Origin of the sequence: Ferrimonas sp. YFM, from assembly GCF_030296015.1 — a bacterium.
Classification (GTDB): Bacteria; Pseudomonadota; Gammaproteobacteria; order Enterobacterales; family Shewanellaceae; genus Ferrimonas.
Map to the genome: position 1 here is coordinate 1132783 of NZ_AP027368.1, position 25014 is coordinate 1157796.

The 25014-nt window shown below is 59.8% G+C and carries 19 protein-coding genes and 21 tRNA genes; 21 read left to right on the forward strand and 19 right to left on the reverse strand.

Translation table 11 applies throughout. The features are described 5' to 3' along the window. The first annotated feature begins 76 nt into the window (after positions 1-76). The 10 genes from QUE41_RS05330 to maiA all read left to right on the forward strand — a co-directional run bounded on the left by QUE41_RS05330 (position 77) and on the right by maiA (position 10892). Positions 77-1474, forward strand: a complete 1398-nt coding sequence (locus QUE41_RS05330) for a YcjX family GTP-binding protein (protein ID WP_286341874.1) — start codon at positions 77-79, stop codon at positions 1472-1474. Next, positions 1471-2460, forward strand: coding sequence for a YcjF family protein (locus tag QUE41_RS05335; protein WP_286341875.1), 990 nt, complete (start codon positions 1471-1473; stop codon positions 2458-2460). The genes QUE41_RS05330 and QUE41_RS05335 overlap by 4 nt, the downstream gene beginning before the upstream one ends. A 146-nt stretch (positions 2461-2606) precedes the next feature. Beyond that, positions 2607-3815, forward strand: coding sequence for a trans-sulfuration enzyme family protein (locus QUE41_RS05340; protein WP_286341876.1), 1209 nt, complete (start codon positions 2607-2609; stop codon positions 3813-3815). After that, positions 3812-4603, forward strand: a complete 792-nt coding sequence (gene phhA, locus QUE41_RS05345) for a phenylalanine 4-monooxygenase (RefSeq protein WP_286341877.1) — start codon at positions 3812-3814, stop codon at positions 4601-4603. The genes QUE41_RS05340 and phhA overlap by 4 nt, the downstream gene beginning before the upstream one ends. 28 nt (positions 4604-4631) lie before the next feature. Next, on the forward strand, positions 4632-4970 hold the full coding sequence (locus QUE41_RS05350; RefSeq protein ID WP_286341878.1) for a 4a-hydroxytetrahydrobiopterin dehydratase: 339 nt from the start codon (positions 4632-4634) through the stop codon (positions 4968-4970). Positions 4971-5172: 202 nt separating this feature from the next. Continuing rightward, positions 5173-6720, forward strand: coding sequence for a transcriptional regulator TyrR (gene tyrR, locus QUE41_RS05355; RefSeq protein WP_286341879.1), 1548 nt, complete (start codon positions 5173-5175; stop codon positions 6718-6720). A 208-nt stretch (positions 6721-6928) separates the two neighbouring features. Further along, positions 6929-7996 carry a 4-hydroxyphenylpyruvate dioxygenase gene (hppD, locus tag QUE41_RS05360; protein WP_286341880.1) on the forward strand — a complete coding sequence of 356 codons (1068 nt, stop codon included), beginning with the start codon at positions 6929-6931 and terminating at the stop codon, positions 7994-7996. A gap of 64 nt (positions 7997-8060) precedes the next feature. Further along, positions 8061-9191 carry a homogentisate 1,2-dioxygenase gene (locus QUE41_RS05365; RefSeq protein ID WP_286341881.1) on the forward strand — a complete coding sequence of 377 codons (1131 nt, stop codon included), beginning with the start codon at positions 8061-8063 and terminating at the stop codon, positions 9189-9191. A gap of 59 nt (positions 9192-9250) precedes the next feature. Further along, on the forward strand, positions 9251-10231 hold the full coding sequence (locus QUE41_RS05370; protein ID WP_286341882.1) for a fumarylacetoacetate hydrolase family protein: 981 nt from the start codon (positions 9251-9253) through the stop codon (positions 10229-10231). A gap of 16 nt (positions 10232-10247) precedes the next feature. Further along, positions 10248-10892, forward strand: coding sequence for a maleylacetoacetate isomerase (gene maiA, locus QUE41_RS05375; protein WP_286341883.1), 645 nt, complete (start codon positions 10248-10250; stop codon positions 10890-10892). Between the two features lie 55 nt (positions 10893-10947). Here maiA and QUE41_RS05380 read toward each other — a convergent pair whose 3' ends face one another. Beyond that, on the reverse strand, positions 10948-11835 hold the full coding sequence (locus QUE41_RS05380; protein ID WP_286341884.1) for a LysR family transcriptional regulator: 888 nt from the start codon (positions 11833-11835) through the stop codon (positions 10948-10950). Between the two features lie 108 nt (positions 11836-11943). On the opposite strand from QUE41_RS05380, the gene QUE41_RS05385 reads away from it, so the two are divergent. Continuing rightward, a complete protein-coding gene (locus QUE41_RS05385; protein ID WP_286341885.1) occupies positions 11944-13410 on the forward strand; it encodes a carboxypeptidase M32 in 1467 nt (488 codons plus the stop codon). Here QUE41_RS05385 and QUE41_RS05390 read toward each other — a convergent pair. After that, on the reverse strand, positions 13385-14614 hold the full coding sequence (locus QUE41_RS05390) for an MFS transporter (RefSeq protein ID WP_286341886.1): 1230 nt from the start codon (positions 14612-14614) through the stop codon (positions 13385-13387). The genes QUE41_RS05385 and QUE41_RS05390 overlap by 26 nt on opposite strands. A gap of 167 nt (positions 14615-14781) precedes the next feature. Here QUE41_RS05390 and yfcC point away from each other — a divergent pair, with 167 nt between their 5' ends. Then, positions 14782-16239 (forward strand): putative basic amino acid antiporter YfcC, encoded by a 1458-nt coding sequence (yfcC, locus tag QUE41_RS05395; protein WP_286341887.1) that lies wholly within the window; start codon positions 14782-14784, stop codon positions 16237-16239. A gap of 73 nt (positions 16240-16312) precedes the next feature. Here the strand turns inward: yfcC and QUE41_RS05400 are convergent, their stop codons facing one another. The 16 genes from QUE41_RS05400 to gltX form a co-directional block, all read right to left on the reverse strand. Continuing rightward, positions 16313-16540: a hypothetical protein gene (locus tag QUE41_RS05400; RefSeq protein ID WP_286341888.1), complete on the reverse strand. Its 228-nt coding sequence runs from the start codon at positions 16538-16540 to the stop codon at positions 16313-16315. 133 nt (positions 16541-16673) lie between these two features. Continuing rightward, a tRNA-Ala gene (locus QUE41_RS05405) sits at positions 16674-16749 on the reverse strand. A 25-nt stretch (positions 16750-16774) separates the two neighbouring features. Further along, a tRNA-Glu gene (locus QUE41_RS05410) sits at positions 16775-16850 on the reverse strand. 42 nt (positions 16851-16892) lie between these two features. Continuing rightward, positions 16893-16968 (reverse strand) — tRNA-Ala (locus tag QUE41_RS05415). Positions 16969-16993: 25 nt separating this feature from the next. Beyond that, a tRNA-Glu gene (locus tag QUE41_RS05420) sits at positions 16994-17069 on the reverse strand. A 42-nt stretch (positions 17070-17111) separates the two neighbouring features. Beyond that, positions 17112-17187, reverse strand: a tRNA-Ala gene (locus tag QUE41_RS05425). Between the two features lie 117 nt (positions 17188-17304). Then, a tRNA-Glu gene (locus tag QUE41_RS05430) sits at positions 17305-17380 on the reverse strand. A gap of 42 nt (positions 17381-17422) precedes the next feature. After that, a tRNA-Ala gene (locus QUE41_RS05435) sits at positions 17423-17498 on the reverse strand. A gap of 117 nt (positions 17499-17615) precedes the next feature. Next, positions 17616-17691, reverse strand: a tRNA-Glu gene (locus QUE41_RS05440). Positions 17692-17733: 42 nt separating this feature from the next. Beyond that, positions 17734-17809 (reverse strand) — tRNA-Ala (locus QUE41_RS05445). A gap of 25 nt (positions 17810-17834) precedes the next feature. After that, a tRNA-Glu gene (locus QUE41_RS05450) sits at positions 17835-17910 on the reverse strand. Between the two features lie 44 nt (positions 17911-17954). Continuing rightward, positions 17955-18030: transfer RNA gene (locus QUE41_RS05455), tRNA-Glu, on the reverse strand. Positions 18031-18074: 44 nt separating this feature from the next. Next, a tRNA-Glu gene (locus QUE41_RS05460) sits at positions 18075-18150 on the reverse strand. Between the two features lie 43 nt (positions 18151-18193). Then, positions 18194-18269 (reverse strand) — tRNA-Glu (locus tag QUE41_RS05465). Between the two features lie 67 nt (positions 18270-18336). Then, positions 18337-18412 (reverse strand) — tRNA-Ala (locus QUE41_RS05470). A gap of 83 nt (positions 18413-18495) precedes the next feature. Next, complete coding sequence (gene gltX, locus QUE41_RS05475; RefSeq protein ID WP_286341889.1) at positions 18496-19899, reverse strand: glutamate--tRNA ligase; 1404 nt, start codon at positions 19897-19899, stop codon at positions 18496-18498. 320 nt (positions 19900-20219) lie between these two features. Between gltX and QUE41_RS05480 the strand changes: the two genes are divergently transcribed. From QUE41_RS05480 to QUE41_RS05510, 7 genes are all read left to right on the forward strand, one after another. Continuing rightward, positions 20220-20295 (forward strand) — tRNA-Val (locus tag QUE41_RS05480). 37 nt (positions 20296-20332) lie between these two features. Continuing rightward, positions 20333-20408, forward strand: a tRNA-Val gene (locus QUE41_RS05485). A 49-nt stretch (positions 20409-20457) separates the two neighbouring features. After that, positions 20458-20533, forward strand: a tRNA-Val gene (locus QUE41_RS05490). A gap of 48 nt (positions 20534-20581) precedes the next feature. After that, a tRNA-Val gene (locus tag QUE41_RS05495) sits at positions 20582-20657 on the forward strand. Positions 20658-20705: 48 nt separating this feature from the next. Beyond that, positions 20706-20781: transfer RNA gene (locus tag QUE41_RS05500), tRNA-Val, on the forward strand. A gap of 48 nt (positions 20782-20829) precedes the next feature. Next, positions 20830-20905: transfer RNA gene (locus tag QUE41_RS05505), tRNA-Val, on the forward strand. A gap of 49 nt (positions 20906-20954) precedes the next feature. Further along, a tRNA-Val gene (locus QUE41_RS05510) sits at positions 20955-21030 on the forward strand. 105 nt (positions 21031-21135) lie between these two features. On the opposite strand, the gene QUE41_RS05515 is transcribed toward QUE41_RS05510, so the two are convergent. After that, complete coding sequence (locus tag QUE41_RS05515) at positions 21136-21744, reverse strand: arylesterase (RefSeq protein WP_286341890.1); 609 nt, start codon at positions 21742-21744, stop codon at positions 21136-21138. Positions 21745-21748: 4 nt separating this feature from the next. Here QUE41_RS05515 and QUE41_RS05520 point away from each other — a divergent pair, with 4 nt between their 5' ends. Next, positions 21749-22435, forward strand: coding sequence for an ABC transporter ATP-binding protein (locus tag QUE41_RS05520; RefSeq protein WP_286341891.1), 687 nt, complete (start codon positions 21749-21751; stop codon positions 22433-22435). Beyond that, complete coding sequence (locus QUE41_RS05525; RefSeq protein ID WP_286341892.1) at positions 22432-24906, forward strand: ABC transporter permease; 2475 nt, start codon at positions 22432-22434, stop codon at positions 24904-24906. Before QUE41_RS05520 ends, QUE41_RS05525 begins: the two co-directional genes overlap by 4 nt. Positions 24907-25014 lie beyond the last annotated feature (108 nt).

The following is a 25014-nucleotide window of genomic DNA, read 5'->3' on the forward strand; positions in this document are numbered from 1 at the left end:
TCTCGTCCTCGGTATAACTCGGCCCGGTGTCACCACCGGGCCCAAGCTTTTTCTCCTACCACCAAGCAGTGATCCTATGAGCGCCATCAAACACAGGGTAAAACGTCTCACAAGCCAACTGGAGGAGGTCGCCCAGCGCGGCATGGATCGGCACATCCGCCTTGGGGTGACCGGCATCTCCGGGGCAGGTAAAACCGCTTTCATCACTGCCCTGGTCAATCAGTTGCTGCAGGCGGAGAGCCACCAGCTGCCCGCCTGGCAGGTGATGGCCCAGGGTCGCTACCTGGGTGGGCGCATTGCCCCGCAGCCGGATCTGACCCTGCAGCCCTTTGATTACACCGGTGCCATTGCCTGTCTTCAGCAGGCGCAGCCGGTCTGGCCGCCTTCGACCCGCAACATCAGCGAGATCCGTCTGGCGCTGCGCTACATGCCGGACAAGGGGCTGGCGGGGCAGATAGGCCGACCGGTCACCCTCTACCTGGACATCATCGACTATCCCGGCGAGTGGCTGCTGGATCTGCCGCTGATGCAGCAGGAGTATGAGCAGTGGTGTGAACAGATCTGGCCCCAGTTGCAGCTGCCCGCATGGGGGGAGCTGACCGAGTCCTGGTGTGCCCGGGCGGCCGCCCTGAGCACCGACGCCACCGAGGCGGACATCGCCGAACTGGCCCAGGAGTATGCCAGCCTGCTGCTGACGCTGAAGCTGCAGCGGGGAGCCAGCCTGTTGCAACCTGGCCGTGCCCTGTTGCCAGGGGAGCTGGCCGGCGCGCCTGTACTGGCCTGGTTCCCACTGCCACCAGAGAAACTGGCCAACCTGGGCGAGGAGTCCAGCCTGCGTCAGACTCTGATGTCCCGTTATCAGGCCTACCGGGACCAGGTGGTCACCCCCTTCTTCCGGGACTACTTTGCCAGGCTGGACCGTCAGGTGGTGCTGGTGGACTGCCTGTCCGCACTCAACCAGGGGCGGGATCAGGTGGAGCAACTGGCCCAGACCCTGCAGGCCCTGAGTCACAGTTTCCGCTACGGCCCGGGCTCCATGGTGACCCGGCTGTTCCGACCCAAGATTGACCGGGTGCTGTTCGCCGCCACCAAGGCGGATCATCTTACGGTAGACCAGCACCACAACCTGCTACAGCTGATGCACAGCCTGATGAAGTCCTCCCGGCGTCAGCCCAGGTACTTCGGCACCCAGATGGAGACCCTGGTGCTCAGTGCCATTAACGCCACTCGTCAGGGGCAGATGGAGCGCGACGGCCGCACGGTGTCTGTGGTCTCTGGCACCGATCTGAGCGGCGCCAAGAGCGTGCGTTTTCCCGGAGAGGTACCTGCCTCGTTGCCGGGCAATGGCTTCTGGCAGGAGCAGGGCTTTAGCTTTCAGCCCTTCAGTCCCCCCGGGTGGGACGGGCAGGATGCGCTGCCCCACATGAGGCTGGATTATGCCCTGCAGTTTCTTATTGGAGACAAGATGCGATGAAACCCATTAAGGCCGCCGAGGAGTTCAGCCCCGAGCTGGAGACCCAGATACAGCCCATGGAGGAGACCGAGACGGCCGCAGAGCCCGTAGAGATCCTTCCTCCCAAAAGGCGCATGGGCTGGTGGGGCAAGGCGCTGCTGGCCAGTGGCGCCGCGCTGATACTGGTCGAGAGTGGTTTTACCCTGGTTCGGGCCTGGGCGCAGAGCCCCTGGCTGTTCGGGCTCTATGCCCTGTTTTTCGCCCTGGCCCTGGGCGGTTTGTTGACCCTGAGCGTAAGGGAGCTGTCCCGGCTGCGCCGTCTCAAGAGCCGCCAGAGTTTGCGGGAGGAGCTGGATCCCCTGGTCAGCAGCGAACAGATGGGGGCGGCCCTGCCTCTGCTGGAGGGGCTGAAACGGGAGCTGCCCGGTGCGGCAGAGCGCTGGTCGGAGTTTGAGCGTTGTCAGCAGCCCCACCACAGTGATGCGGAGCTGCTGGATCTGGCCAACACCACCCTGGTGGCGCCCCTAGATGAGCAGGCCGAGGCGATCATCTACCGCTACTCTGCCCAGGCTTCGGTGATGCTGGCGGCCAGTCCCCTGGCGGTGATGGACATGGCGCTGATGCTGTGGCGCAACCAGAAGATGCTCGATGAGCTTTCGAAACTCTATGGGGTCGAGCCCGGCTATCTGGGGCGCGTGTCGCTGGTGCGACAGATGCTGGTGAACCTGATCTACGCCGGCGGCAGCGAGCTGGTGCTGGATCTGGGAGGTCAGCTGCTTACCGCCGAACTGACCGGCAAACTGTCTGCCCGGGTGGCCCAGGGACTGGGGGCGGGGATGCTCACCGCTCGCCTGGGATATCAGGCCCAGGCCCTGTGCCGGCCCCTGCCGCTGATCTCCCCCAGACCCAAGCTGCTCAAGGTCCAGGGCAAGCTGTTGGGTGAGCTCACCCGCTGGTCCGCCGGCGCCCTGAGACGGGCCAGGGAAACCGTGGATCGTAACAAATAATTTACATTAAACCGGGAGAGGATTTGCCCATCAGGCTGTTGCCTTGAGGCCGCTGGATTATGGTAGGGCTATAAAAGTGCGCCCCAGATCACGAATCTGATACACATAAATCCAACTAAGGGGTGCGTATTGGGGAGTTAAGCAACATGGCTTCAAAGATGCATCCGGAGACGGCGGTGATCCACGCCGGCCATCTCCGCGAACCTCAGGGCAGTCTGGTGTCGCCCTTATATCAGTCGGCCACCTTCGTGTTCGACGACGTACAAACCGGCTCTGCCCGCTTCGCCGGGGAACAGAGCGGGCCCATCTACACCCGCCTGGGGAATCCTACGGTGGCGGAGTTTGAGCGCCGTATGGCCCACCTGGAGGAGTCCGAGGGGGCTATCGCCTTTGCCAGCGGCATGGCCGCGGTCTCCGCCGTGTTTCTGGGGTTGCTCAGCAGCGGCGATCACCTGATCTGCAACACCTGCCTCTACGGCTGCACCCACTCCCTGGTGAGTGAGCAACTGCCCAGGTTTGGCATCGAGGTCACCCAGGTGGACTTCGCCGACCTGCAGGCGGTGGAGGCGGCCATCCGCCCCAATACCCGCATGCTGTTCCTGGAATCTCCGGTCAACCCCCACCTGGCGGTGTACGACCTTCAGGCGGTGGCCAGCCTGGCCAGTCGCAAGGGACTCACCTCGGTGGTGGATAACACCTTCATGACCCCGCTGCTGCAGCGGCCCAAGAGCCTGGGCATCGACATCGTGCTGCACAGCGCCACCAAATACCTCAATGGCCATGGTGACGTCATTGCCGGGGTGGTGTGCGCCGACGGCGAACCGCTGGAGCTGATGCGTCACCGCAGCCTCAAGGACATTGGCGGGGTGCTCTCCCCCCATGATGCCTGGCTGATTCTGCGAGGGATGAAAACCCTGGCCCTGCGCATGGAGCGTCATTGCCTCAATGCCCAGACTCTGGCGGAGTTTCTTGAGGGCCATCCGGCGGTGACCCGGGTCTACTACCCCGGGCTCAAGACCCATTCGGGTTACCACCTGCTGGGCAGTCAGATGGGCGGCGCCGGAGGCGTCCTGGCCCTGGAACTGAATGCGGACTTCGATGCGGCGGTGGCGTTTGTGAACCGGCTGAAGCTGTTCAACATCGCCGTCAGTCTTGGGGATGCGGAATCCCTGGTGCAGCATCCCGCCTCCATGACCCACGCCACCTATGAGGCGGGAGACAGGGAGAAAGCCGGGATCAGCGACACCCTGATCCGCCTCTCCGCCGGGTTGGAAAACGCCGAGGACTTGCTGGCCGATCTGCGTCAGGCCCTGGCGCCCCTGAGCCAGAGCAACACTCTGGAGGAGGCCCTATGAAAGGCACCAGTTACGTAGCCCGTCAGCCGGATGAGCAGGGCATCATTCATTACAGTGACGAAGAGAACCGGATCTGGAGCGAGCTGCTGGCCCGCCAGATGAGCTGGCTGCCGGGGCGTGCCTGTGACCAGTATCTGGAGGGGCTGCGCAAGCTGAACCTTCCAGAGGATCGCATCCCCCAGCTGGCGGAAGTCGACGCCGTACTGGAGCAGGCCACCGGCTGGCGTACCGCCCAGGTGCCGGCACTGATCTCCTTCCAGCATTTCTTCGAGCTGCTGGCGGACAAGCAGTTTCCCGTGGCCACCTTCATCCGTAGCCGGGAGGAGTTTGATTACCTGCAGGAGCCGGACATCTTCCATGAGATCTTCGGCCACTGCCCGCTGCTGACCAACCCCGCCTTTGCCCACTTCACCCATACCTATGGCAAGTTGGGGCTGGCCGCGTCCCCCAAGGAGAGGGTCTTTTTGGCCAGGCTCTACTGGTTTACCGTGGAGTTTGGCCTGGTGCAGACCGAGCAGGGGCTGCGCATCTACGGCGGCGGCATCCTCTCCTCCCCGGGGGAGACCCGTTATGCCCTCTCGGACGAGCCTGAGCGGGTGAGCATGTCGGTGCTGGATGCCCTGCGCACCCCCTACCGCATCGACATCATGCAGCCCATCTACTATGTACTGAATCACCTGGACGATCTGTTCGACATCGCCGAACTGGATCTCATGTCCCTGGTCAAGCAGGCCCAGGAGTTGGGGCTGCATGAGCCGAAGTTTCCGCCAAAACAAAAAGTAAGCTAAGGGCTACAGGCCCTAAAGGGAAAAGCTAATGTCTGAATTGTCACAAATGAAATGCGAAGCCTGCCAGGCCGGTGCGCCCACCGTATCCGATGAAGAGCTGGCGCAGCTGATGCGGGAGATCCCCGACTGGTCCACGCCGGTGTATGACGGGGTCATGCAGCTGGAGCGGGTCTATAAGTTCAAAAACTTCAAGTTGGCCTGGGCCTTCTCCAACAAGGTGGCTGAGCTGGCAGAGGCGGAGTTCCATCACCCCGGTATTCTGCTGGAGTGGGGCAAGGTGACCGTTACCTGGTGGACCCACGCCATCAATGGCCTGCACAAAAACGATTTCATCATGGCGGCCAAGACCGACCAGTTGCTGGATTGATTCCGGTTTCTCGGTGACAGGGCACCCCAGGGTGCCCTTTTTATTGCTTCGGCCCATTGGACAGCAGTCAAAAGCGATGCCAACAGCTCCGATCTCTGGCTAAAAAACACCCAATAAATTGTAAACAATTACTGACAGCGTAGTGTGCTCTGACGAATAGGGGTATCATGAGTCTTTATCGAACAGCAATTTAGGACCTTTTATGCGCCTGGAAGTGAGTTGTGACGACCGCATCGGGTTGGCCAGGGCGATTCTGGAAGTGCTGGAACAGCACCAGATCAACGTCAACGCCATCGATGCAGAGAGTCAGGGCTACATCTACCTGCAGCTGCCGGATTTGAGCTTCGATGAGCTGGCCGTGCTGCTGCCTATCCTGCGTAAAATTGACGCGGTAAAGGATGTCCGCACCGTTCCCTTTATGCCCTCCGAGCGTGAGCACTACGCCCTGGAAACCCTCCTCAGCACCCTGCCCGATGCGGTGCTCTCCATCGACACCAAGTTGAAGATCACCATGGCCAACGATTCAGCGGTGGCCATTCTCGGCAGCGCCCGCGATGAGGTGGAGGGGCAGCTACTCAGCAACTGGGTTCAGGGGTTCGGCTTCCAGCGCTGGCTGCAATCTGAGGAGGTGCTTCCCCAGGCCAGCCGGGTACAGGTCCAGGGCAGCGATTACCTGGCGGAGATGTTCCCCATCCACCTGCCAGAGGTCGGATCCGAGGGCACCTCCCTAGCCGGTGCCGTGGTGTTGCTGAAATCCCCCTCCCGGGTGGGTAAGCAGTTCAATGCCCTGCAGCAGCAGGTGACCGGCTTCGATACCGTGCTGGCCCAGAGCGATAAGATGAAGGCGCTGCTGGAGCAGGCCAGGCGCATGGCCCAGCTGGAAGCGCCGCTGCTGATCAGTGGTGAAACCGGTACCGGCAAGGAGCTGATGGCCCGCGCCTGCCACGATGCCAGCCTGAGGGCAGAAAAGTCCTTCGTGGTGATCAACTGCGCCTCCCTGCCCGACGCGGTGGCGGAGAGCGAGCTGTTTGGCCTGGCGTCTGCGCCCGGTCAACCCATCAAAAAAGGGGTGATCGAGCAGGCCAACGGCGGCACCATCTTCCTGGATGAGGTGGCGGACATGTCTGCCCAGCTCCAGGTGAAGCTGCTGCGATTCATCCAGGATGGCCGTTTCCGCCGGGTCGGGGACGACGAGGAGATCGCCGTGGATGTGCGCATCATCTGTGCCAGCCAGAAGGATCTCTCCGACCTCTGCCAGCAGGGCAAATTCCGCGAAGACCTCTACTACCGCATTAACGTACTCAACCTGATGCTGCCGCCTCTGCGGGAGCGTCAGGCGGACATCGTTCCCCTGGCGGAGCTGTTCCTGGAGCACTACAGCCAGCAGCTGGGCAGCCCCTCCCGTCAGCTCTCCGGTGAGTGCCGTGAGTTTATTCGTCACTACGCCTGGCCGGGTAACGTGCGTCAGCTGAAGAACGCCCTGTTTCGGGCGGTCTCCATGGCCGAAGGGATGGGGGAGATCGGCTCAGACGACCTGCGTCTGCCCGCCTGGACCGAGGGCTTTGGTTACTTCGACCAGGAGTTCGAGGGCACCCTGGAGCAGGCGGTCAAGCAGTTCGAGTCCAGTCTGCTCAGGCGCCTCTATCCCGCCTATCCCAGCACCCGTCAGCTGGCCAAGAAGCTGGGGGTTTCCCACACGGCCATCGCCAACAAGCTGCGGGAATACGGCATAGGAAAAAAGCGTAAGTAGTTGATTTGATAGCTCTATGTCACCCCTGTAAACCAGGGGTGACATCTTCTCCTCCCCCTCTCTTTCCTGTGATCTCTGTCACGTATCGCCATCCTTTGTTAGCGTTTGGTTACCAGTGTGTCGACAAAAGGTTTGTCGCCGCCACCGTACCGCCTCACCCATAAACAGAAGGGCGGACGGTCCACAGCGATCAACAAGGGAGAAGAAAATGACCTCTATGGATTACAACCCTCTGGGGACCGATGGCTTCGAGTTTGTGGAGTACACCGCCCCCAATGCCGAGGGCATTGGCAAGCTCAAGCAGCTGTTTGCCCTGCTGGGATTCACTGAGATCGCCAAGCACCGCAGCAAGGAAGCCTGGCTCTACCGCCAGGGCGACATCAACTTCATCATCAACGCTCAGCCCCACAGTCAGGCCGCCGAGTTTGCCGTTGCCCACGGCCCCTCCGTTTGTGGCATGGCCTGGCGGGTGCAGGATGCCGGCAAGGCCCTGGAACACGCCCTGGCCAACGGCGCCGAGCGTTTCGAGGGCAATATTGGTCCCATGGAGCTGAATATCCCCGCAGTCCACGGCATCGGCGATTCCACTCTCTACTTCGTCGACCGCTATGGTGACCAGAGCATCTACGACGTGGACTTCCAGTTCTACGCCGATTGGCAACAGAGCCTGGCCGCCAACGAGAAGGGCCTCATCGAGATCGATCACCTGACCCATAACGTGTTCCAGGGCAACATGAACAAGTGGGCCGGTTTCTACGAGCGTATCGGCAACTTCCGCGAGATCCGCTATTTCGACATCGAAGGCAAGCTGACTGGCCTGGTGAGCCGGGCCATGACCGGTCCCTGTGGCAAGATCCGCATCCCCATCAACGAGTCCTCCGACGACAAGTCGCAGATTGAGGAGTACCTGCGTGAGTACAAGGGGGAGGGGATTCAGCACATCGCCCTGACCACAGAGGACATCTACCAGACCGTGGCCGATCTGCGTGCCGGCGGCATGGACTTCATGCCCACACCGGACACCTACTACGAGAAGATCAACGACCGGGTGGAAGGTCATGGCGAAGATGTGGATCGTCTGCGCGACCTGCGCATCCTCATCGACGGCGCGCCCATGAAAGATGGCATCCTGCTGCAGATCTTTACCCAGACCGTGATTGGCCCTGTGTTCTTCGAGATCATCCAGCGCAAGGGCAACGAGGGCTTCGGTGAGGGCAACTTCAAGGCCCTGTTCGAGTCCATCGAGGAGGATCAGATCCGCCGCGGCGTCATCTGATGATGCGGCCGGGGCGCGTCGACCGACCCGCCCCAGGATCGGATTTTTTGCCAAGGAGGTCTCAATGAGAAAATGGATCAGCTTCCCCCATAAAGAGGGAACCGTCTCCCGTCAGGCCCATGCGGATCTGCCCGAGGAGGCGATTTACGAGCGTGAAGCGGGCCGGGCCGGCTTCTTCGGACCCGCGGCCCACTTCCATCATCGTCACCCGCCTACCGGCTGGAGCGAGTGGCAGGGGCCCCTGCGCCCCAGGGCCCTGGATATGAACCGTCAACAGGAGCGCGCGGCCATCCCCTGGCAGGTGCCCGCTTTCCTGCACAACAGTCATTGCCAGATGCGCCTGTGGCACCTGGACGCCCACATGACTGAGCTGATGCGCAACGCCGACGGCGATGAGCTGATGTTCGTCCACGCCGGTCGTGCCGAGCTCTATTGTGATTATGGCCATTTGACCCTGGAGACCGGCGACTACCTGATGATGCCCCGCTCCACCATGTGGCGACTGGAGGTGATCGAGCCTCTGCAGATCCTGATGATTGAGGCCACAGGCGACAGCTTTCAGTTGCCCGATAAGGGCCTGGTGGGGCCCCATGCCATCTTCGATCCGGCCATGCTGGACCTGCCCCAGATCAACGACCGCTTCCTGGCGCAGCAGAATGAGAGCCCCTGGCGGGTCAACATCAAGCGCCTGGGAGAGTTCTCTACGGTCAGCTATCCCTTCAATCCTTTGGATGCCATCGGCTGGCACGGCGACCTGGCCCCGGTGCGCATCAACTGGCGGGACATCCGCCCCCTGATGAGCCACAGGTACCACCTGCCGCCCTCGGCCCACACCACCTTTGTGGCCAGTCGTTTCGTGGTATGCACCTTTGTGCCTCGGCCCATCGAGAGTGATCCGGGCGCCCTCAAGGTGCCCTTCTATCACAACAACGATGACTTCGATGAGGTGCTCTTCTATCACGCCGGAGATTTCTTCAGCCGGGACAACATCGAAGCGGGGATGGTGACCTTCCACCCCTGCGGTTTCACCCATGGACCGCACCCCAAGGCGTTTGCCGCCGGTCAGGCCTATGCCAAGAAGTTCACCGACGAGGTGGCGGTGATGGTGGACACCCGGGATCCCCTGGAGCTGTCTGACCAGGCCCTGACCCTGGAAAATCCCGATTACGCCAACAGCTGGCAGGTGACAGATTGAGCTCAATTTCACTGCAGCAATAACCACTGACCTGATGAAATTGGCATAAGGAACAACAGATGAAATTAGCCACTTTGAACAACGGCAGTCGCGATGGCGAGCTGATGCTGGTCAGCCGCGACCTGACCCGGGCCGTCTCCGCCGTGGAGATTGCTCCGACCCTGCAAGCGGCCCTGGACAACTGGAGCGTGGCCAGGCCTCTGCTGCAGGCCCGTTACCAGATGCTCAATGACGGCGCCCTGGCCGACGCCATCCCCTTCGATCAGCAGGCGTGCCACTCGCCATTGCCAAGAGCCTTCCACTGGGCCGACGGCAGTGCCTATGTGAACCATGTGGAGCTGGTGCGCAAGGCCCGCGGCGCCGAGATGCCCGAATCCTTCTGGACCGACCCTCTTATCTATCAAGGGGGCTCCGACACCTTCCTGGCTCCCTATGAGCCGATCCGCATGCCCACCACAGAGTGGGGGGTGGATTTCGAGTCTGAGATTGCGGTGATCACCGACGATGTTCCCATGGGCATCAGCCCAGAAGGGGCGATGGACCACATCAAGCTGCTGATGCTGGTGAACGACGTCTCTCTGCGAAACCTGATCCCCGGCGAGTTGGCCAAGGGGTTTGGTTTCTATCAGTCCAAACCCTCCAGTGCTTTTTCGCCGGTGGCGGTGACCCCGGACGAGCTGGGTGAGCACTGGGCGGAGGGTAAGGTCAATCTGCCGCTTATCACCCACCTCAATGGCGAGTGCTTCGGCCGCCCCGATGCCGGGGTGGACATGACCTTTAACTTCCCCACCCTGGTGGCCCACGCCGCCAAGAGCCGTCCCCTGGGCAGCGGCACCATCATCGGCTCTGGAACCGTGTCCAACTATGACCGCAGTGCCGGCTCCTCCTGCCTGGCGGAGAAGCGGATGCTGGAGATCATTGACCAAGGCAAGCCGGTGACACCATTTATGCAATTTGGTGATATCGTCAGAATTGAAATGCTTGATTCTCAGCACAATTCCATTTTTGGTGCTATAGAACAAAGACTGGAAGAGTCTTAGGGAGTCCCCGTTGCCGATGCTCAAATTGTACGGATACTGGCGATCCAGTGCGGCCTATCGGGTTCGGATCGCCTGTGCCCTGAAAGGGCTGGAGTACGAGAACATCTCGGTCAACTTGGTTAAGAATGGGGGAGAGCAGCTTCAGCCCTGTTATGGGGTGCTCAACCCCAACCATCTGGTGCCCACGCTCCAGGATGGGGATCTGATACTCAATCAGTCCCTGGCGATCATCGAGTATCTGGATGAAGCCTACCCCGAGCCGTCACTGCTGCCCGATGAGCCGACCCGGCGTGCCCGTGCCCGCGCACTGGCCCAGAATCTGGCCATCGACTGTCACCCCCTGAATAACCTGCGGGTGCTTAAGTACCTGACGGCAGAGTTGGGGGTGACGGATCAGCAGAAGATGGAGTGGTATCACCACTGGCTAAAAACCGCCTTTGCCGGGTTCGAGCTGCAACTTGAGCAGAGCGCCGGACTCTATTGCGTCGGGGATCAGGTGACCATGGCGGATCTCTGTCTGGTTCCCCAGGTCTACAATGCCGAGCGCTTCCAACTGCCCATGGGGGAGTATCCGCTCATCAACGGCATTGTCCGCCGTTGTCGGGAGTTGACCCCCTTCGTTCAGGCGGCGCCGGAGAACCAGCCGGATGCGGTAACCTAAAAACGACAAAAGGCCGGAAGAAACCGGCCTTTTTTGTCTGACGATGTTCGTTGGATTAGATGGACTTGGCGCTGTCGCGCTGCTCCAGCAGGAAGTCCAGGAAGGTGCGGTCCGCCTGAGTCAGGGCGCGGCCCCGCTTCCAGGCCACGTGCAGGTCCATAAACAGCGGCTCGGCAAAGGAGACCGCCTTGATCTGCGGGTCGTTGTCCACCACCATCTTCAGCACCGTGGTGATGGCGAAACCCTGACGTACAATGGAGCGGATCAGCTCAATCAGGTTGGTTTCGAACGCCAGCTGCGGCTCCTTGTTGTGGGCCTTGGCCATCTGGTCCATCCGCTCCCTGTGGTAGTAGCCTCGCTTGAACATCACCAGCTCGTGTTCGAGGAACTCGTCAAACTTGACCGACTCCTGCTCCGCCAGAGGGTGGTCCAGTGAACAGGCAACGATCATCTCCTCCTTAGTCAGGGGGATGGTTTCCAGGGTGGGTTGGGTGTCTCCGTCGATCACAATGCCGATGTCGATTTCGTCGCGCTCGATCATCGACTGGATCTCGCGGGTACCCGCCTCTATCAGGGACAGTTTGAGCTCGGGGTACCTGTGGTGGAAGGCCATCAGCAGGGCAGGGAAGTAGTAGGAGCCGATCATGCCTGGCAGGGCGATCTTCACCTCACCACGGCCCAGCTGTTGCAGTCGGGTCATGGCGGACTCGGCCAGCTCAACCCGGGAGAGAATCTCCTTGGCGTGTGGCAGCAGCTCCTGGCCTTCGGCGGTCAACTGAACCCGCTTGTCCTGACGGTGCAGCAGCACCAGGCCCAGCTCAGTTTCCAGTTTCTTGATGGCGGTACTCACCGCTGGCTGAGCCACACCCAGGATACGGGCGGCCCGGGTGAAACTGCTCTGCTCGGCGACAGTGACAAAGTTGCGTAGTTGACGGAGGTCCATAACGGATTCTTTCTTTTTTTAAGAATTAATATAATTGATTTATTACTATGCCAAACAAATGCGCTATTACCTAACGAATTTTTAAGCGCAATTAGCAAGGATGGATCCATGACACAAAGCTCAGGTGACTTGGCGCAACTATTTACCGGAATCTGTCGGCTGGAGCATGCTCTGGCCCTGATGGAATGGGATCAGGCAACCCTTTGCAGCGATGCAGGACAAGCCGCGAGAGGGGAGGCGATGGCGGAGCTCCACTCGGAAATTCACCGCCGCCTTAACCAGCCCTGGGTGGCCGAAGCCCTGGCGCGAGCGCCCGCTGACACCGCCGGACAGCATAGGATGCGCACTCTGATGGCCAGGCGTCATCGGGAGGCGACCCTGCTGGATGAGGCCTTTATTCGTCGCAAGGTCACCCTGTCGGTGGCGTGCGAAACCGCCTGGCGACAGGCCAGAGAGGAGAGCCGGTTCTCACTCTTTGCCGAGGCCTTTACCCCTCTGCTGGCACTGCTGAAGGAGGAGGGAGCCAGGCGGGCTGAGCCTGGTGAGCCGCCCTACCAGGCGTTGCTGAAAAAGTTTGAGCCCGACCTGAGCCTGGACGGGCTCAATGCCCTGTTTGCCCCCATCGAGGCGCAGTTGCCGGAGCTGATTCAGCAGGCCAGCGAAATGAGTGCGCAGCGAACTGTCGAGCCTCTGCCCGGCATCAGCGTAGAGGAGCAGAAACGGGTGGCTGAGCGCCTGGCACATCAGTTGGGCTTTGACAGCGGGGCCGGGCGCATCGATGTCAGCACCCACCCCTTTACCGCCGGGGTACCGGGTGACGTTCGCATCACCTCCAGGTACGACAGCAACAACCTGCTCTCCGGCTTCTACTCCATGATTCATGAAGTGGGCCATGCCCGGTTTGAACAGGGCATCGACACCAGCTGGCGCCAAACCCCCATGGCCAGAGTTCAGTCGGCCGGGTTGCACGAGGCCCAGGCCCTGGCGTTTGAGATGCAACTGGCCCGAGAGCCTGAGTTCCTCGCCTGGCTGTCGCAACTGCTGCAACAGGAGTGGGGCAGTCACTCGGCACTGAGCGCCGCCAACCTTCAGGCTCATGTCCATCGGGTGGTTCCCAGTCTGATTCGGGTGGAGGCGGATGAAGTGACCTATCCGGCCCACATCCTGTTGAGGCTGCGCCTGGAGCAGGCGCTGTTGTCCGGGGATCTGCCTTTGAATGATCTGCCCGATGCCTGGAACCGGGGAATGGATCAACTGTTGGGAGTGACCCCTGGCAACGACGGCGAGGGGTGCCTGCAGGACATTCACTGGTGCTTTGCCGAGTTTGGCTATTTTCCCAGTTATGCCCTGGGCGCCATGCTGGCGGCCCAGCAGTTTGAGGGGTTAAGACAACAACCAGGCTGGCAGCAGCCGGTGCCGGAGCGCCACCTCTGGGTGTGTGAACAGCTGTCTCAATCGATCTGGCAGCATGGCGGCGCTCAGGACCTCAATCAAGCTGCGGTTTCCACCAGTGGTCGCCCGCTGAGCGCCGAGCCTTTGCTGGCGCACTTCAGGCGCCGCTACCTGGAGAGTTAGCCTCGGCGGAGGGTTTGGGCTCAGTCAGGCCAGTGCGGCTCAGGCGATGAAACTGCAGGGCCGCCATGACGCCCAACAGAGCGCTGAGCATCAGCACCAGCCGGGTGTCGAACAGGGCCAGCAGGGCGCCCAGGATGGCGATAATCACATTGCCCAGGCAGAACACCGTGGTCAGCAGCCCCATCAGCTGCCCCTGACCGTCGTTGCCCTGCGCCTGCTCCGACAGGAAACTGGGCACCATGGCGTTGAACAGGGCAATGCCGGCCCCTGCGACCACGAAGCTGGCGATGTAGTGGCCGGAGCCATAGGGGAAGCTGGCGATGGCCAGGGCAAACATCGTCATTCCCACCAGGGCGGAAGGGACCAGCCCCAACATCCGTTTGACCTTCATGGTCGCCAGGGTCGCCGTGGCGATCATCGCACTGGTGAGCAGGACCGTCGCCCAGGCGATCTGCTGACTGTCGAAGGCGAGGTACTCCACCAGCCACACAGGATAGAACTCGTAGAAGCCATTCAGCCCCAGCATCAGCAGCAGGTAGCAGGTGAAGAAGCTGCGGTACTTGGGTTGGGTCAGCAGGCTGAGGCTGCTGCCCTGTCCCTTCTGGGCTCCCTTGGGACTGTCCGCCGGCAGGGCAACCAGTATCAGGCCCAACGCCGCCGCACAGGCCAGGGCCGCGACCCAGAATGCCAGACTGGCACCCAGGGGAAGCAACATCCCGCCCACCAGAGGGCCCACCAGATATCCGGCGTAGCCCATGGCGCTCAGGTAGGAGAAGGCCCGGGTACGGTCAATTCTGGGGTGCAGATCCGCCGCAATCGCCCGGGCCACCGACAGGTTGCCCTCGAACAGCCCGGTCAGCAGCCGGCTCAGGGCGAACAGGGAGAAACTGCCCAGGCTGATGGACCAGGCGGTGAGACCGTAGCTCAGTGCCGCCCCCAGCATGGTCCAGGCCAGCACCCGCTTGCGTCCCGCCCTGTCGGACCAGGCACCGATGTAGTTCCCCCCAATGAGAATGCCCACAGGATAGATGGCCAGGGCGACCCCCAGAAGCATCTTGGGCGGCAGCCCGAGAAACTGCCCCACCGGATGACCCAGGTCCAGAAACAGCGGCGCCAGGATCGGGTAGGGCAGGGCGATACCACTGACGCTGATCAGGGTGATCAGTAGGGTGATGCCGAAGGTGTAGTAGGGGCGAGCGTCCATCTCTGCATCCATTTTGTAAAGTTAATGGTTTATATAATGAGGGTGATTCACCCATCTGTAAAGCCATTGCCGCAAATTTCTACTTCGGCCCTGACATAGCGCGAGCCAAAGGATAAGGTAGTGGCCGCCTGAATTCGGGCAGAGAAATCAGATTTGTAGGAGAAGTCATGTCCCGCCCCCTCGCTGCCAGAGTGCCCAATGCACTGGTCTTGCTCAGTTTCCTCGCGATCCTTGCCTGGTTGGCTACCCTGGTGGTGCCTGCCGGGATGTTTGACGTTCATCAGGTGGGTGATCGCACACTGCTGGTGGAGGGCAGCTTCCGCTACGCCGAGGAGCCCCTGGCCATGCCCTGGTTCTCTGAAGAGGGCGGCTCCGGTCTCACCAACGTCCTATTTGAAGGCCTGGTATCCGGCTCAAAGTGGGGCAGTGCCATTGGCATCATCGCCTTCCTGCTGGTGATCGGCGGAGCCTTTGGCATCATCATGGCCACCGGCGCCATGGACAGGGCCATCGTCTCCATGATTCATCGGTCGGCCCGGTATCAGGATCTAATGCCTCCGATGTTGTTTCTGCTCTTCTCCCTGGGCGGTGCCATCTTCGGCATGGGGGAGGAGGCGGTGGCCTTCTGCGTCATCCTGGTGCCCATGATGGTGCGCCTGGGCTACGACAGCCTTTCCGCGGTTTGTTGCTCCTATGTGGCGACTCAGGTGGGGTTTGGCACCAGCTGGATGAATCCATTCAGCGTGGCCATTGCCCAGGGCATTGCCGGGGTGCCGGTGCTGTCTGGCGCGCCACTGCGCATGGGGATCTGGGTGCTGTTCACCCTGGCCGGCATGCTCTACCTCTACCGCTATGGCCGTCGTATCCGCCGTCAGCCCGAGCTGTCCCCCAGCCATGCATCCGATCAGTATTGGCGCGATCTCAGTGATCAGGGCAATCAGGCGGAGTCCATGGACAACCTGGACAAGGGCATCATCCTGACTTTGGTGCTGGGCCTGGTCTGGGTGACCTGGGGGGTCATCACCAAGGGATACTACATTCCACAGATTGCCGCTCAGTTTATGGTTATTGGCCTGGTCATCGGCATCATCGGGCGCATAGGTGGTCGCTTTAGCTCATTGAACCAGTTGGGCGATCACTTTACCCATGGCGCCGCCATCCTGATGCCGGCGATTCTGGTGGTGGCCCTGGCCAAAGGGATCATCCTGCTTCTTGGGGGTGATAATCCGGCTGAGCCCTCCATCCTCAACTCGTTGCTGTACAGCGCTGGCAACGCCTTCGAGGGGCTGGGCGCCCAGACTGCCGCGGTAGTGATGTTCTGGTTCCAGTCTCTGTTTAACGTACTGGTCTCCTCTGGCAGTGGTCAGGCAGCCCTGACCATGCCACTGATGGCCCCTCTGGCCGATATGCTTCAGGTGACCCGACAGGTTGCGGTGTTGGCGTTCCAGCTCGGAGATGGACTGACCAACATCATCATTCCAACGTCCGCCAGTCTGGTGGGGTGTCTGGGGGTGGCCAGGCTGGAGTGGCCGCTGTGGGTCGGCTTTATCTGGCGCTTCACCCTGCTGATGATGGGCATGGCCACCCTGGTGATGGTGGCGGCCACAGCCGTGGGTTATCAGTAACCCGTATAAAGATGGGGGGAGGCGGCTGAGCTGCCCTCCCCAATGAGTCTTTTCCTCTCGAGGCTTGGACCCTCTATTGCTCTTCTCCAAGAAGGTGGGCCATTTCGTCCGTGGGAATCAGATCCAGGTGTCCCCCTTCGTCGAAGCACCAGCCCTTGATGTATCCCATCGCCTTCATCCGTTCGAAGTTATCAATGATCACACCGGCTTCCTGGTCTGCGGACGCCGGATCCAGCCCCTGAACATGACGCAGGTACTCCGCAATGCTGCTCCTGGAGGCTGATTGAGAAATATCGGCCATCGTCACTCTCCTATGCTCTTGGTATAAACCTAGTACGAAGAGTGCAGATCGCCAGATGATTTTTTATGGGGGCAGATGTGGAATGAATTTAGAGAAGAGAAACAAAAAAGCCACCCGTAGGTGGCTTTCTGCTTGGTGGAGCTACACGGGATCGAACCGTGGACCTCTTGCATGCCATGCAAGCGCTCTCCCAGCTGAGCTATAGCCCCACTATTGCTTTTTCAAGCGAATAAGTGGCGTCCCCTAGGGGATTCGAACCCCTGTTACCGCCGTGAAAGGGCGGTGTCCTAGGCCTCTAGACGAAGGGGACCCTGGACTTTCACCGTTTAGACTCTGGTGACAAGAGTGAAAGTGGTGGAGCTACACGGGATCGAACCGTGGACCTCTTGCATGCCATGCAAGCGCTCTCCCAGCTGAGCTATAGCCCCACTATTGCTTTTTCAAGCGAATAAGTGGCGTCCCCTAGGGGATTCGAACCCCTGTTACCGCCGTGAAAGGGCGGTGTCCTAGGCCTCTAGACGAAGGGGACCCTGGACTTTCACCGTTTAGACTCTGGTGACAAGAGCGAAAGTGGTGGAGCTACACGGGATCGAACCGTGGACCTCTTGCATGCCATGCAAGCGCTCTCCCAGCTGAGCTATAGCCCCACTATTGCTTTTTCAAGCGAACACGCGGCATCTCTAGGAGATTGGTGTCCTGTTGTCGCCGTGCATAGAGTGCGCGGTGTCTACACCGCCCGGCTCTTGCCGACTTCAACAAATAAGTGGCGTCCCCTAGGGGATTCGAACCCCTGTTACCGCCGTGAAAGGGCGGTGTCCTAGGCCTCTAGACGAAGGGGACCCTGGACTTTCACCGTTTAGACTCTGGTGACAAGAGCGAAAGTGGTGGAGCTACACGGGATCGAACCGTGGACCTCTTGCATGCCATGCAAGCGCTCTCCCAGCTGAGCTATAGCCCCACTATTGCTTTTTCAAGCGAACACGCGGCATCTCTAGGAGATTGGTGTTCTGTTGTCGCCGTGCATAGAGTGCGCGGTGCCTACACCGCCCGGCTCTTGCCGACTTCAACAAATAAGTGGCGTCCCCTAGGGGATTCGAACCCCTGTTACCGCCGTGAAAGGGCGGTGTCCTAGGCCTCTAGACGAAGGGGACCCTGGACTTTCACCGTTTAGACTCTGGTGACAAGAGCGAAAGTGGTGGAGCTACACGGGATCGAACCGTGGACCTCTTGCATGCCATGCAAGCGCTCTCCCAGCTGAGCTATAGCCCCACTATTGCTTTTTCAAGCGAATAAGTGGCGTCCCCTAGGGGATTCGAACCCCTGTTACCGCCGTGAAAGGGCGGTGTCCTAGGCCTCTAGACGAAGGGGACCCTGGACTTTCACCGTTTAAACTCTGGTGACAAGAGCGAATAAGTGGCGTCCCCTAGGGGATTCGAACCCCTGTTACCGCCGTGAAAGGGCGGTGTCCTAGGCCTCTAGACGAAGGGGACCCCGGACTTTCACCGTTTAGACTCTGGTGATAAGAGTGAATAAGTGGCGTCCCCTAGGGGATTCGAACCCCTGTTACCGCCGTGAAAGGGCGGTGTCCTAGGCCTCTAGACGAAGGGGACCCCGGACTTTCACCGTTTAGACTCTGGTGACAAGAGTGAATAATGGCGTCCCCTAGGGGATTCGAACCCCTGTTACCGCCGTGAAAGGGCGGTGTCCTAGGCCTCTAGACGAAGGGGACCCTGGACTGCTTCACACCTTATTCAGGTGGAAACAAAAGGCCGCATATCTGCGACCCTTTTTAAACTTGGTGGAGCTACACGGGATCGAACCGTGGACCTCTTGCATGCCATGCAAGCGCTCTCCCAGCTGAGCTATAGCCCCAAGCTTGGTTGCACATCCTGGGAAGCATTCCCTGAGTGCGAGGCGCATTGTATGGACGCCCCCAAAATGTGTCAACCGGTTTTTCAGGAATTAGCTCTGTTTGCTACAAATTCAACCGCCTTGGTGATTCTGGCCACAGACCTTGTACGACCTATCAACAACAGGGTCTGATCCAGGCCTGGAGACTGGCCAGCGCCGGTCACGGCAACACGCAGAGGCATACCTACTTTACCCATGCCCAGCTCCAGTTCAGACGCGGTGTCCTGAATGGCCTGATGGATGGCTTCGGCATTCCACTCTTCCAATGCTTCCAGCTTGGCTTTTACCAGTTCTAGGGGCTGCTGAGCTACCGGGCGCAGGTGCTTCTTGGCGGCGGTGGCGTCAAACTCTTCGAAGTCCTCATAGAAGTAGCGGCTGGAAGCAGCCAGCTCTTTCAGGGTTTGGCAGCGCTCGGCCATCACTGTGATCAGCTGTTCCAGCGCCGGACCGTTCTCCAGATTGATCTGCTGATCCTGCATGTGCCACTGAAGGTGCTCGGCAACATAAGCTGGGTCCATGCTCTTCATATAGTGCTGGTTGAGCCACAACAGCTTCTCAGTATTGAAAGCAGAAGCGGACTTGTTGATGGCGTCCAGGCTGAACAGATCGATCATCTCCTGGCGGGTAAAGATCTCCTGGTCACCGTGGGACCAACCCAGACGAACCAGGTAGTTGAGCAAGGCTTCAGGCAGGTAACCGTCATCTCGGTACTGCATTACGCTCACGGCACCATGGCGCTTAGACAGCTTGGCACCGTCGTCACCCAGGATCATGGAAACGTGGGCAAACTCGGGAACCGGTGCACCCAGCGCCTTATAGATGTTGATCTGGCGCGGGGTGTTGTTGATGTGGTCTTCGCCCCGCACCACGTGGGAGATGCCCATATCCCAATCATCTACTACTACACAGAAGTTGTAGGTAGGAGAGCCATCGGTACGGCGAATAATCAGATCGTCCAGCTCGTCGTTGGCAATTTCGATGCGGCCACGAACGTGGTCTTCAAATACCACGGTACCTTCGACTGGGTTGCGGAAGCGGATAACAAAAGGCGCGTCCTGTTCGGCGCCGTCGCGACAGGTGCCGTCGTAACGCGGTTTCTCACCATTGGCCATCTGAGTTTCACGCAGCTCATCCAGGCGTTCGCGGGTGCAATAGCACTTGTAGGCTTTGCCCTCTTCGATCAGTTGATCGATGAGCTGGTTGTAACGGTCAAAACGCTTGGTCTGGTAGTAAGGACCCTCTTCCCAGTTCAAGCCCAGCCACTGCATGCCCTCCATGATGGCATCGATGGCCTCCTGGGTGGAGCGCTCCAGATCAGTATCCTCAATGCGCAGTACAAACTCGCCACCCATGTTACGGGCATAGAGCCAAGAGTAGAGGGCAGTACGGGCACCACCAACGTGCAGGTATCCCGTGGGGCTGGGTGCAAAACGCGTTTTAACAGTCATAACCTTCTCTAGAATTTTTCATTCGGTGGTCCCACCTATAGAGGTGGGAAGAAAATCGCACTATTCTAGCAGAACTCCATCAGGGAAACCCAAAACTGTTTTGCTTATATATGGAGGCAGTGAGTTTCTCTGGATGATGGCGCTGGCAACCTTGAAAAGGATGGGGTTCTGTCCAGACATTTGCGTGCAAATCCAGCGGCTTCGATCTTAAGCTGAACCTATTTCGCCCAGGGCGTTCGATAAGTCGCCACATGGCCGGTTTCGGGGAGAAACCTGTTGACACCTAAGGAGTGCCACCTATAATACGCCTCCGTTGCTGAGGGCGATTAGCTCAGTTGGGAGAGCACCTGCCTTACAAGCAGGGGGTCACTGGTTCAAGCCCGGTATCGCCCACCATTTCTTCAGCACAGTGTGAAAACACCACATATTATGTGGGCGATTAGCTCAGTTGGGAGAGCACCTGCCTTACAAGCAGGGGGTCACTGGTTCAAGCCCGGTATCGCCCACCACTTATTTTTGATGAGTGGTTTTTGCCATTTGTCAGCCACAGTTTGCTGTGGGCGATTAGCTCAGTTGGGAGAGCACCTGCCTTACAAGCAGGGGGTCACTGGTTCAAGCCCGGTATCGCCCACCACTTACTTTGATGAGTGGTTTTTACCATTTGTCAGCCACAGTTTGCTGTGGGCGATTAGCTCAGTTGGGAGAGCACCTGCCTTACAAGCAGGGGGTCACTGGTTCAAGCCCGGTATCGCCCACCACTTACTTTGATGAGTGGTTTTTACCATTTGTCAGCCACAGTTTGCTGTGGGCGATTAGCTCAGTTGGGAGAGCACCTGCCTTACAAGCAGGGGGTCACTGGTTCAAGCCCGGTATCGCCCACCACTTACTTTGATGAGTGGTTTTTGCCATTTGTCAGCCACAGTTTGCTGTGGGCGATTAGCTCAGTTGGGAGAGCACCTGCCTTACAAGCAGGGGGTCACTGGTTCAAGCCCGGTATCGCCCACCACTTACTTTGATGAGTGGTTTTTTGCCATTTGTCAGCCACAGTTTGCTGTGGGCGATTAGCTCAGTTGGGAGAGCACCTGCCTTACAAGCAGGGGGTCACTGGTTCAAGCCCGGTATCGCCCACCACCTTAAAAGAAAAGCGAGTCTTCGGACTCGCTTTTTTTATGTTTGTCTGGTGTCATTCGGTCAGCAAGCCATCTTTCGATGGCTGTTCATCTCAGCTAGCGCTCTCTATTCCTTACCCTTGGCGTGTCTCTCAAAGTAGGGCTGCAGAAAGTCTGCAATGCTGTCCTGAGCTTTTCTGTTCGGATGGATACCATCTCGCTGCATCAGGTGAGGGTAGGGGGCAATTTCGGTCATGAAGAAGGGGATCAGGGGAACCTGAAATTCATGGCTCAGATCCTGAAATACCTGCTCAAACTGATTGGCGTAGCGTTGTCCGTAATTGGGCGGGACCATCACCTGAGACAGCATCACCGCACTGCCGGCGGCCATCGACTGGTCGAGGATCTTCCCCAGGTTCTTCTTTAACAACGGCGGCGGGAAGCCTCTCAGGCCGTCGTTGCCACCAAGTTCCACAAAAACCCAGTCTGGCTGATGTTGCTCAAGCAGATTGGGGAGCCTCTTCAACGCTCCTCCGGTGGTTTCGCCGCTGACCGAAGCGTTAATAAGCTGAATTCCCTCCAGGTCCGTATTGAGTTTATGGACCCATCCTTCTCGCTCGGTCATGCCGTAACTGGCGCTCAGGCTGTCACCTAAGATAAGAATGGTTACACTGTTTGCGAAAACAATGGACGGAAAAAGCAGTATAACTGTCATTAAAAAGGAACGAATTATCATAACTATGCCGGATTCAAACACTACGCTAGCCATTCGAGTCCAGGGTCTGGAACAGAAGGTTCCAACACTGGATGGTGAACTACAGATCCTTCAGGGCGTCGACCTGGAAGTCAAGTCGGGCGAGTCTATCGCCGTCACCGGCCCCTCCGGGGCGGGCAAATCCACTCTGCTTGCCCTGCTGGCCGGCCTGGACATAGCCTCATCGGGGGAGGTGTGGTTGGCAGGCGAACCACTGCATCAGCTGGATGAGGAGCAGAGGGCCAACCTGCGCGGTCGCAAGGTGGGGTTCATATTCCAGTCCTTCATGCTGGTGGAAAGCCTGACCGCCCTGGAGAACGTCATGCTGCCCGTAGAACTGGCGGGCAATACCGATGCCCGAACCCAGGCGGAGAACATGCTGCAACGAGTGGGGCTGTCCCACCGTCTGGATCATTTCCCCAATCAACTCTCCGGAGGCGAGCAGCAGCGGGTCGCCATCGCCCGGGCTTTTGTCAGCCAACCCGATATCCTGTTTGCCGATGAGCCAACCGGAAACCTGGACCAGGCCAACAGCGCCAAGGTAGAGGATCTGCTGTTTGAGCTGAATCAGGAGCATCACACCACCCTGGTGCTGGTGACCCATGATCTCAAGCTGGCACAGCGCTGCGCGACCCGGGTTCAGATGGTGAGTGGCAGACTGGAGGCCTTATGAGCATCTTCCCCCTCGCATGGAGGCTGTTCAGGCGAGAGCTTGCCCACGGCCAGCTCAGGTTAATTGGAGCTGCTCTGATTCTGGCGGTGGCGGCGGTGACCGCCCTGGCTCTGGTGTCCGACCGTCTGCAATCCTCCATTGTCCGTCAGGCCAGCACCTTCCTGGCCGCCGACCGTGTTCTCTCCTCTCCCCAACGGGTGGACCCGGCCTGGCTTGAGGCCGCCAAAGAGGCGGGGCTCGAGGTCTCCACCACCCTGGAGTTTCAGTCCATGCTCTTCTCCGAGGAGCGGTTTCAACTGGTAACGGTCAAAGCGGTGTCACCCCAGTACCCGCTTCGGGGCAGCATCGATCTGGTGGGGCAGTCTGCGACACCTCTGCCAGAGCCAGGGGCCCTGTGGTTGGACAGCCGACTGGCCGGCTGGATAGAGCAGAGCAACCTGGCGGAAATTGGGGAAGCCAGTTTCAGCCTGGATCAGGCCATTCGTCGCCTTCCCGACGGCGGCTTCAATCTGTTTGCGTCGGCGCCCGTGGTGTTGATGAACCTGTCAGACGTAGACGCCACCGGCGTCATTCAGCCCGGCAGCCGCCTCAGTTGGCGCTATCAGTTTGTGGGCAATGCCGACGCGATAAAGAGCTACGCCGACTGGCTCAACGGCCGCCTGACCACCTCACAGCGCTGGGTGGATGTACGCAGCCAGGATTCTCCGGTGTCCCGGGCGATTCAGAGGGCAGAGCAGTTCCTGTTGCTGACCGCACTGCTTGGCATCGCCCTGGCCTGTGCGGCCATCTCCGTGGCGACTCAGCGCTACTGCCTGAGGCATTATGATGCGGTGGCCATGCTCAAGACCCTGGGGGCCTCCCACAATCAGGTGCGTGGCATCTTTGTCACCCACCTCTCCCTGGTGACCCTGCTGGGCATCGCCATCGGTTTGGTCATCGGGTTGCTCGGGGCCGAGGGGCTGCTGACCTGGTTACCAGAGGAGTTCAGCCAGGGAGAGGCCTCGGTGGCCCGTCCTCTGGCACTGGGGGCATCGACCGGCCTGGTGGCTGGCTTCGGCTTCACCCTCTATCCCCTGTTGCGTCTGCTGGCCATTCCACCCTTGAGGGTGTTGAGAAAAGACCTGGGGCCGGTGCGATGGCAGGGCTGGCTCAACGCCGTGCTCTCTGTGGCCGCCCTGGCTCTGCTGGCCTACATCTACAGCGGCAATGCCATGATGACCGGTGTCTTGCTCGTTGGCGGGGCTGCCCTGGCGCTGTTGCTGTTGCTGGTGGCCTGGCTGCTGCTGAACTGGGGCCGTCAGTTGGGGATGCGCACCGGCACGCCTCTGCAGCTGGCCGTTGCCGGCTTGCGGCGCCGTGCCCGGGATAATGCCGTGCAGCTGGTGGGCTTCTCCGTCTCCCTGGTGTTGCTGCTCACCATCCTGGCGTTGCGTCAGGACATCCTGGCCGACTGGCAGAAGCAGCTGCCTCAGGGGACCCCGGATCACTTCCTGGTCAACATCAGCCTGGATGAACTGCCGGAGATGGGCAATTTCCTGTCAGGTCGTCAGGTGGAGGCCACAGACTTCTATCCGGTGATTCGCGGTCGCCTCTCTGCCATCAATGGCGCCCAGGTGAATCAGCCGGTGACCAAGGAGGAGGGTGAGCCCGAATCAAGGCAGGGACCCTCGGGCATAGGCCGGGAACTTAACCTGACCTTCCGAGACACCCTGCCTCCGAACAACCCCGTGGTCGCGGGCAGCTGGTTCACCGGTGACGCTCAGGGTGAGGTGTCGGTGGAGTCCAGGGTGGCGGAGCGTCTGGGCATTGGCCTTGGCGATCGCCTGACGTTCACCATAGATACCCAACCTGTGGAGGTGGAGGTCACCAGTCTGCGCAAGGTGAATTGGGAAACCATGCAGCCCAACTTCTTTATGATCTTCCCTCCGGCGGATCTGGTGCGTTTCCCGGCTACTTACATCGCCAGCTTCAAACATCCCGAGGGCGACGCAGGCCTGGTGGGCGACTTGATTCAGCAGTTTCCCACGGTCTCGGTGATCGACGTGGGCTCCATCATCACCCAGCTCAGAGAGGTGATAGATCAGGTCTCCCTGGCGTTAACCCTGGTGTTGATGGTGGTGGTGCTGGCCAGTGCCATGGTGCTCATTGCCCAGACCGAGGCGGGCATGGCCAGCCGTCGTCAGGAGCTGGCCATTATGCGTACCCTGGGGGCGGCAGGCAGTCTGCTGCGACGGGCCGTCGCCTGGGAGTTCCTGCTGCTGGGGGCGGTGGCTGGCCTGTTGGCCGTGGTGGTCACCGAGCTGACCCTGGCCCTGCTCAAGAGCCAGGTCTTCAACCTGGTGGTCAATGGCCATACCCTGTGGTGGTTCCTGATCCCGGTCTTGGGTGCGGTACTCATCGGCTCCATCGGCATGCTGGCCTGTCGTCGTCTGCTGGCCAACCAGTGCGGTGCATTGCTCAGGGGCAATTAGAGACATAACAAGCAAAAGGCCGCGGAGTACGCGGCCTTTTTTCTTTTTGGGCATTCTTTGCTCAGTCTAGATACCCATTCAATTTGGGCACAATGTCGACACATCGAG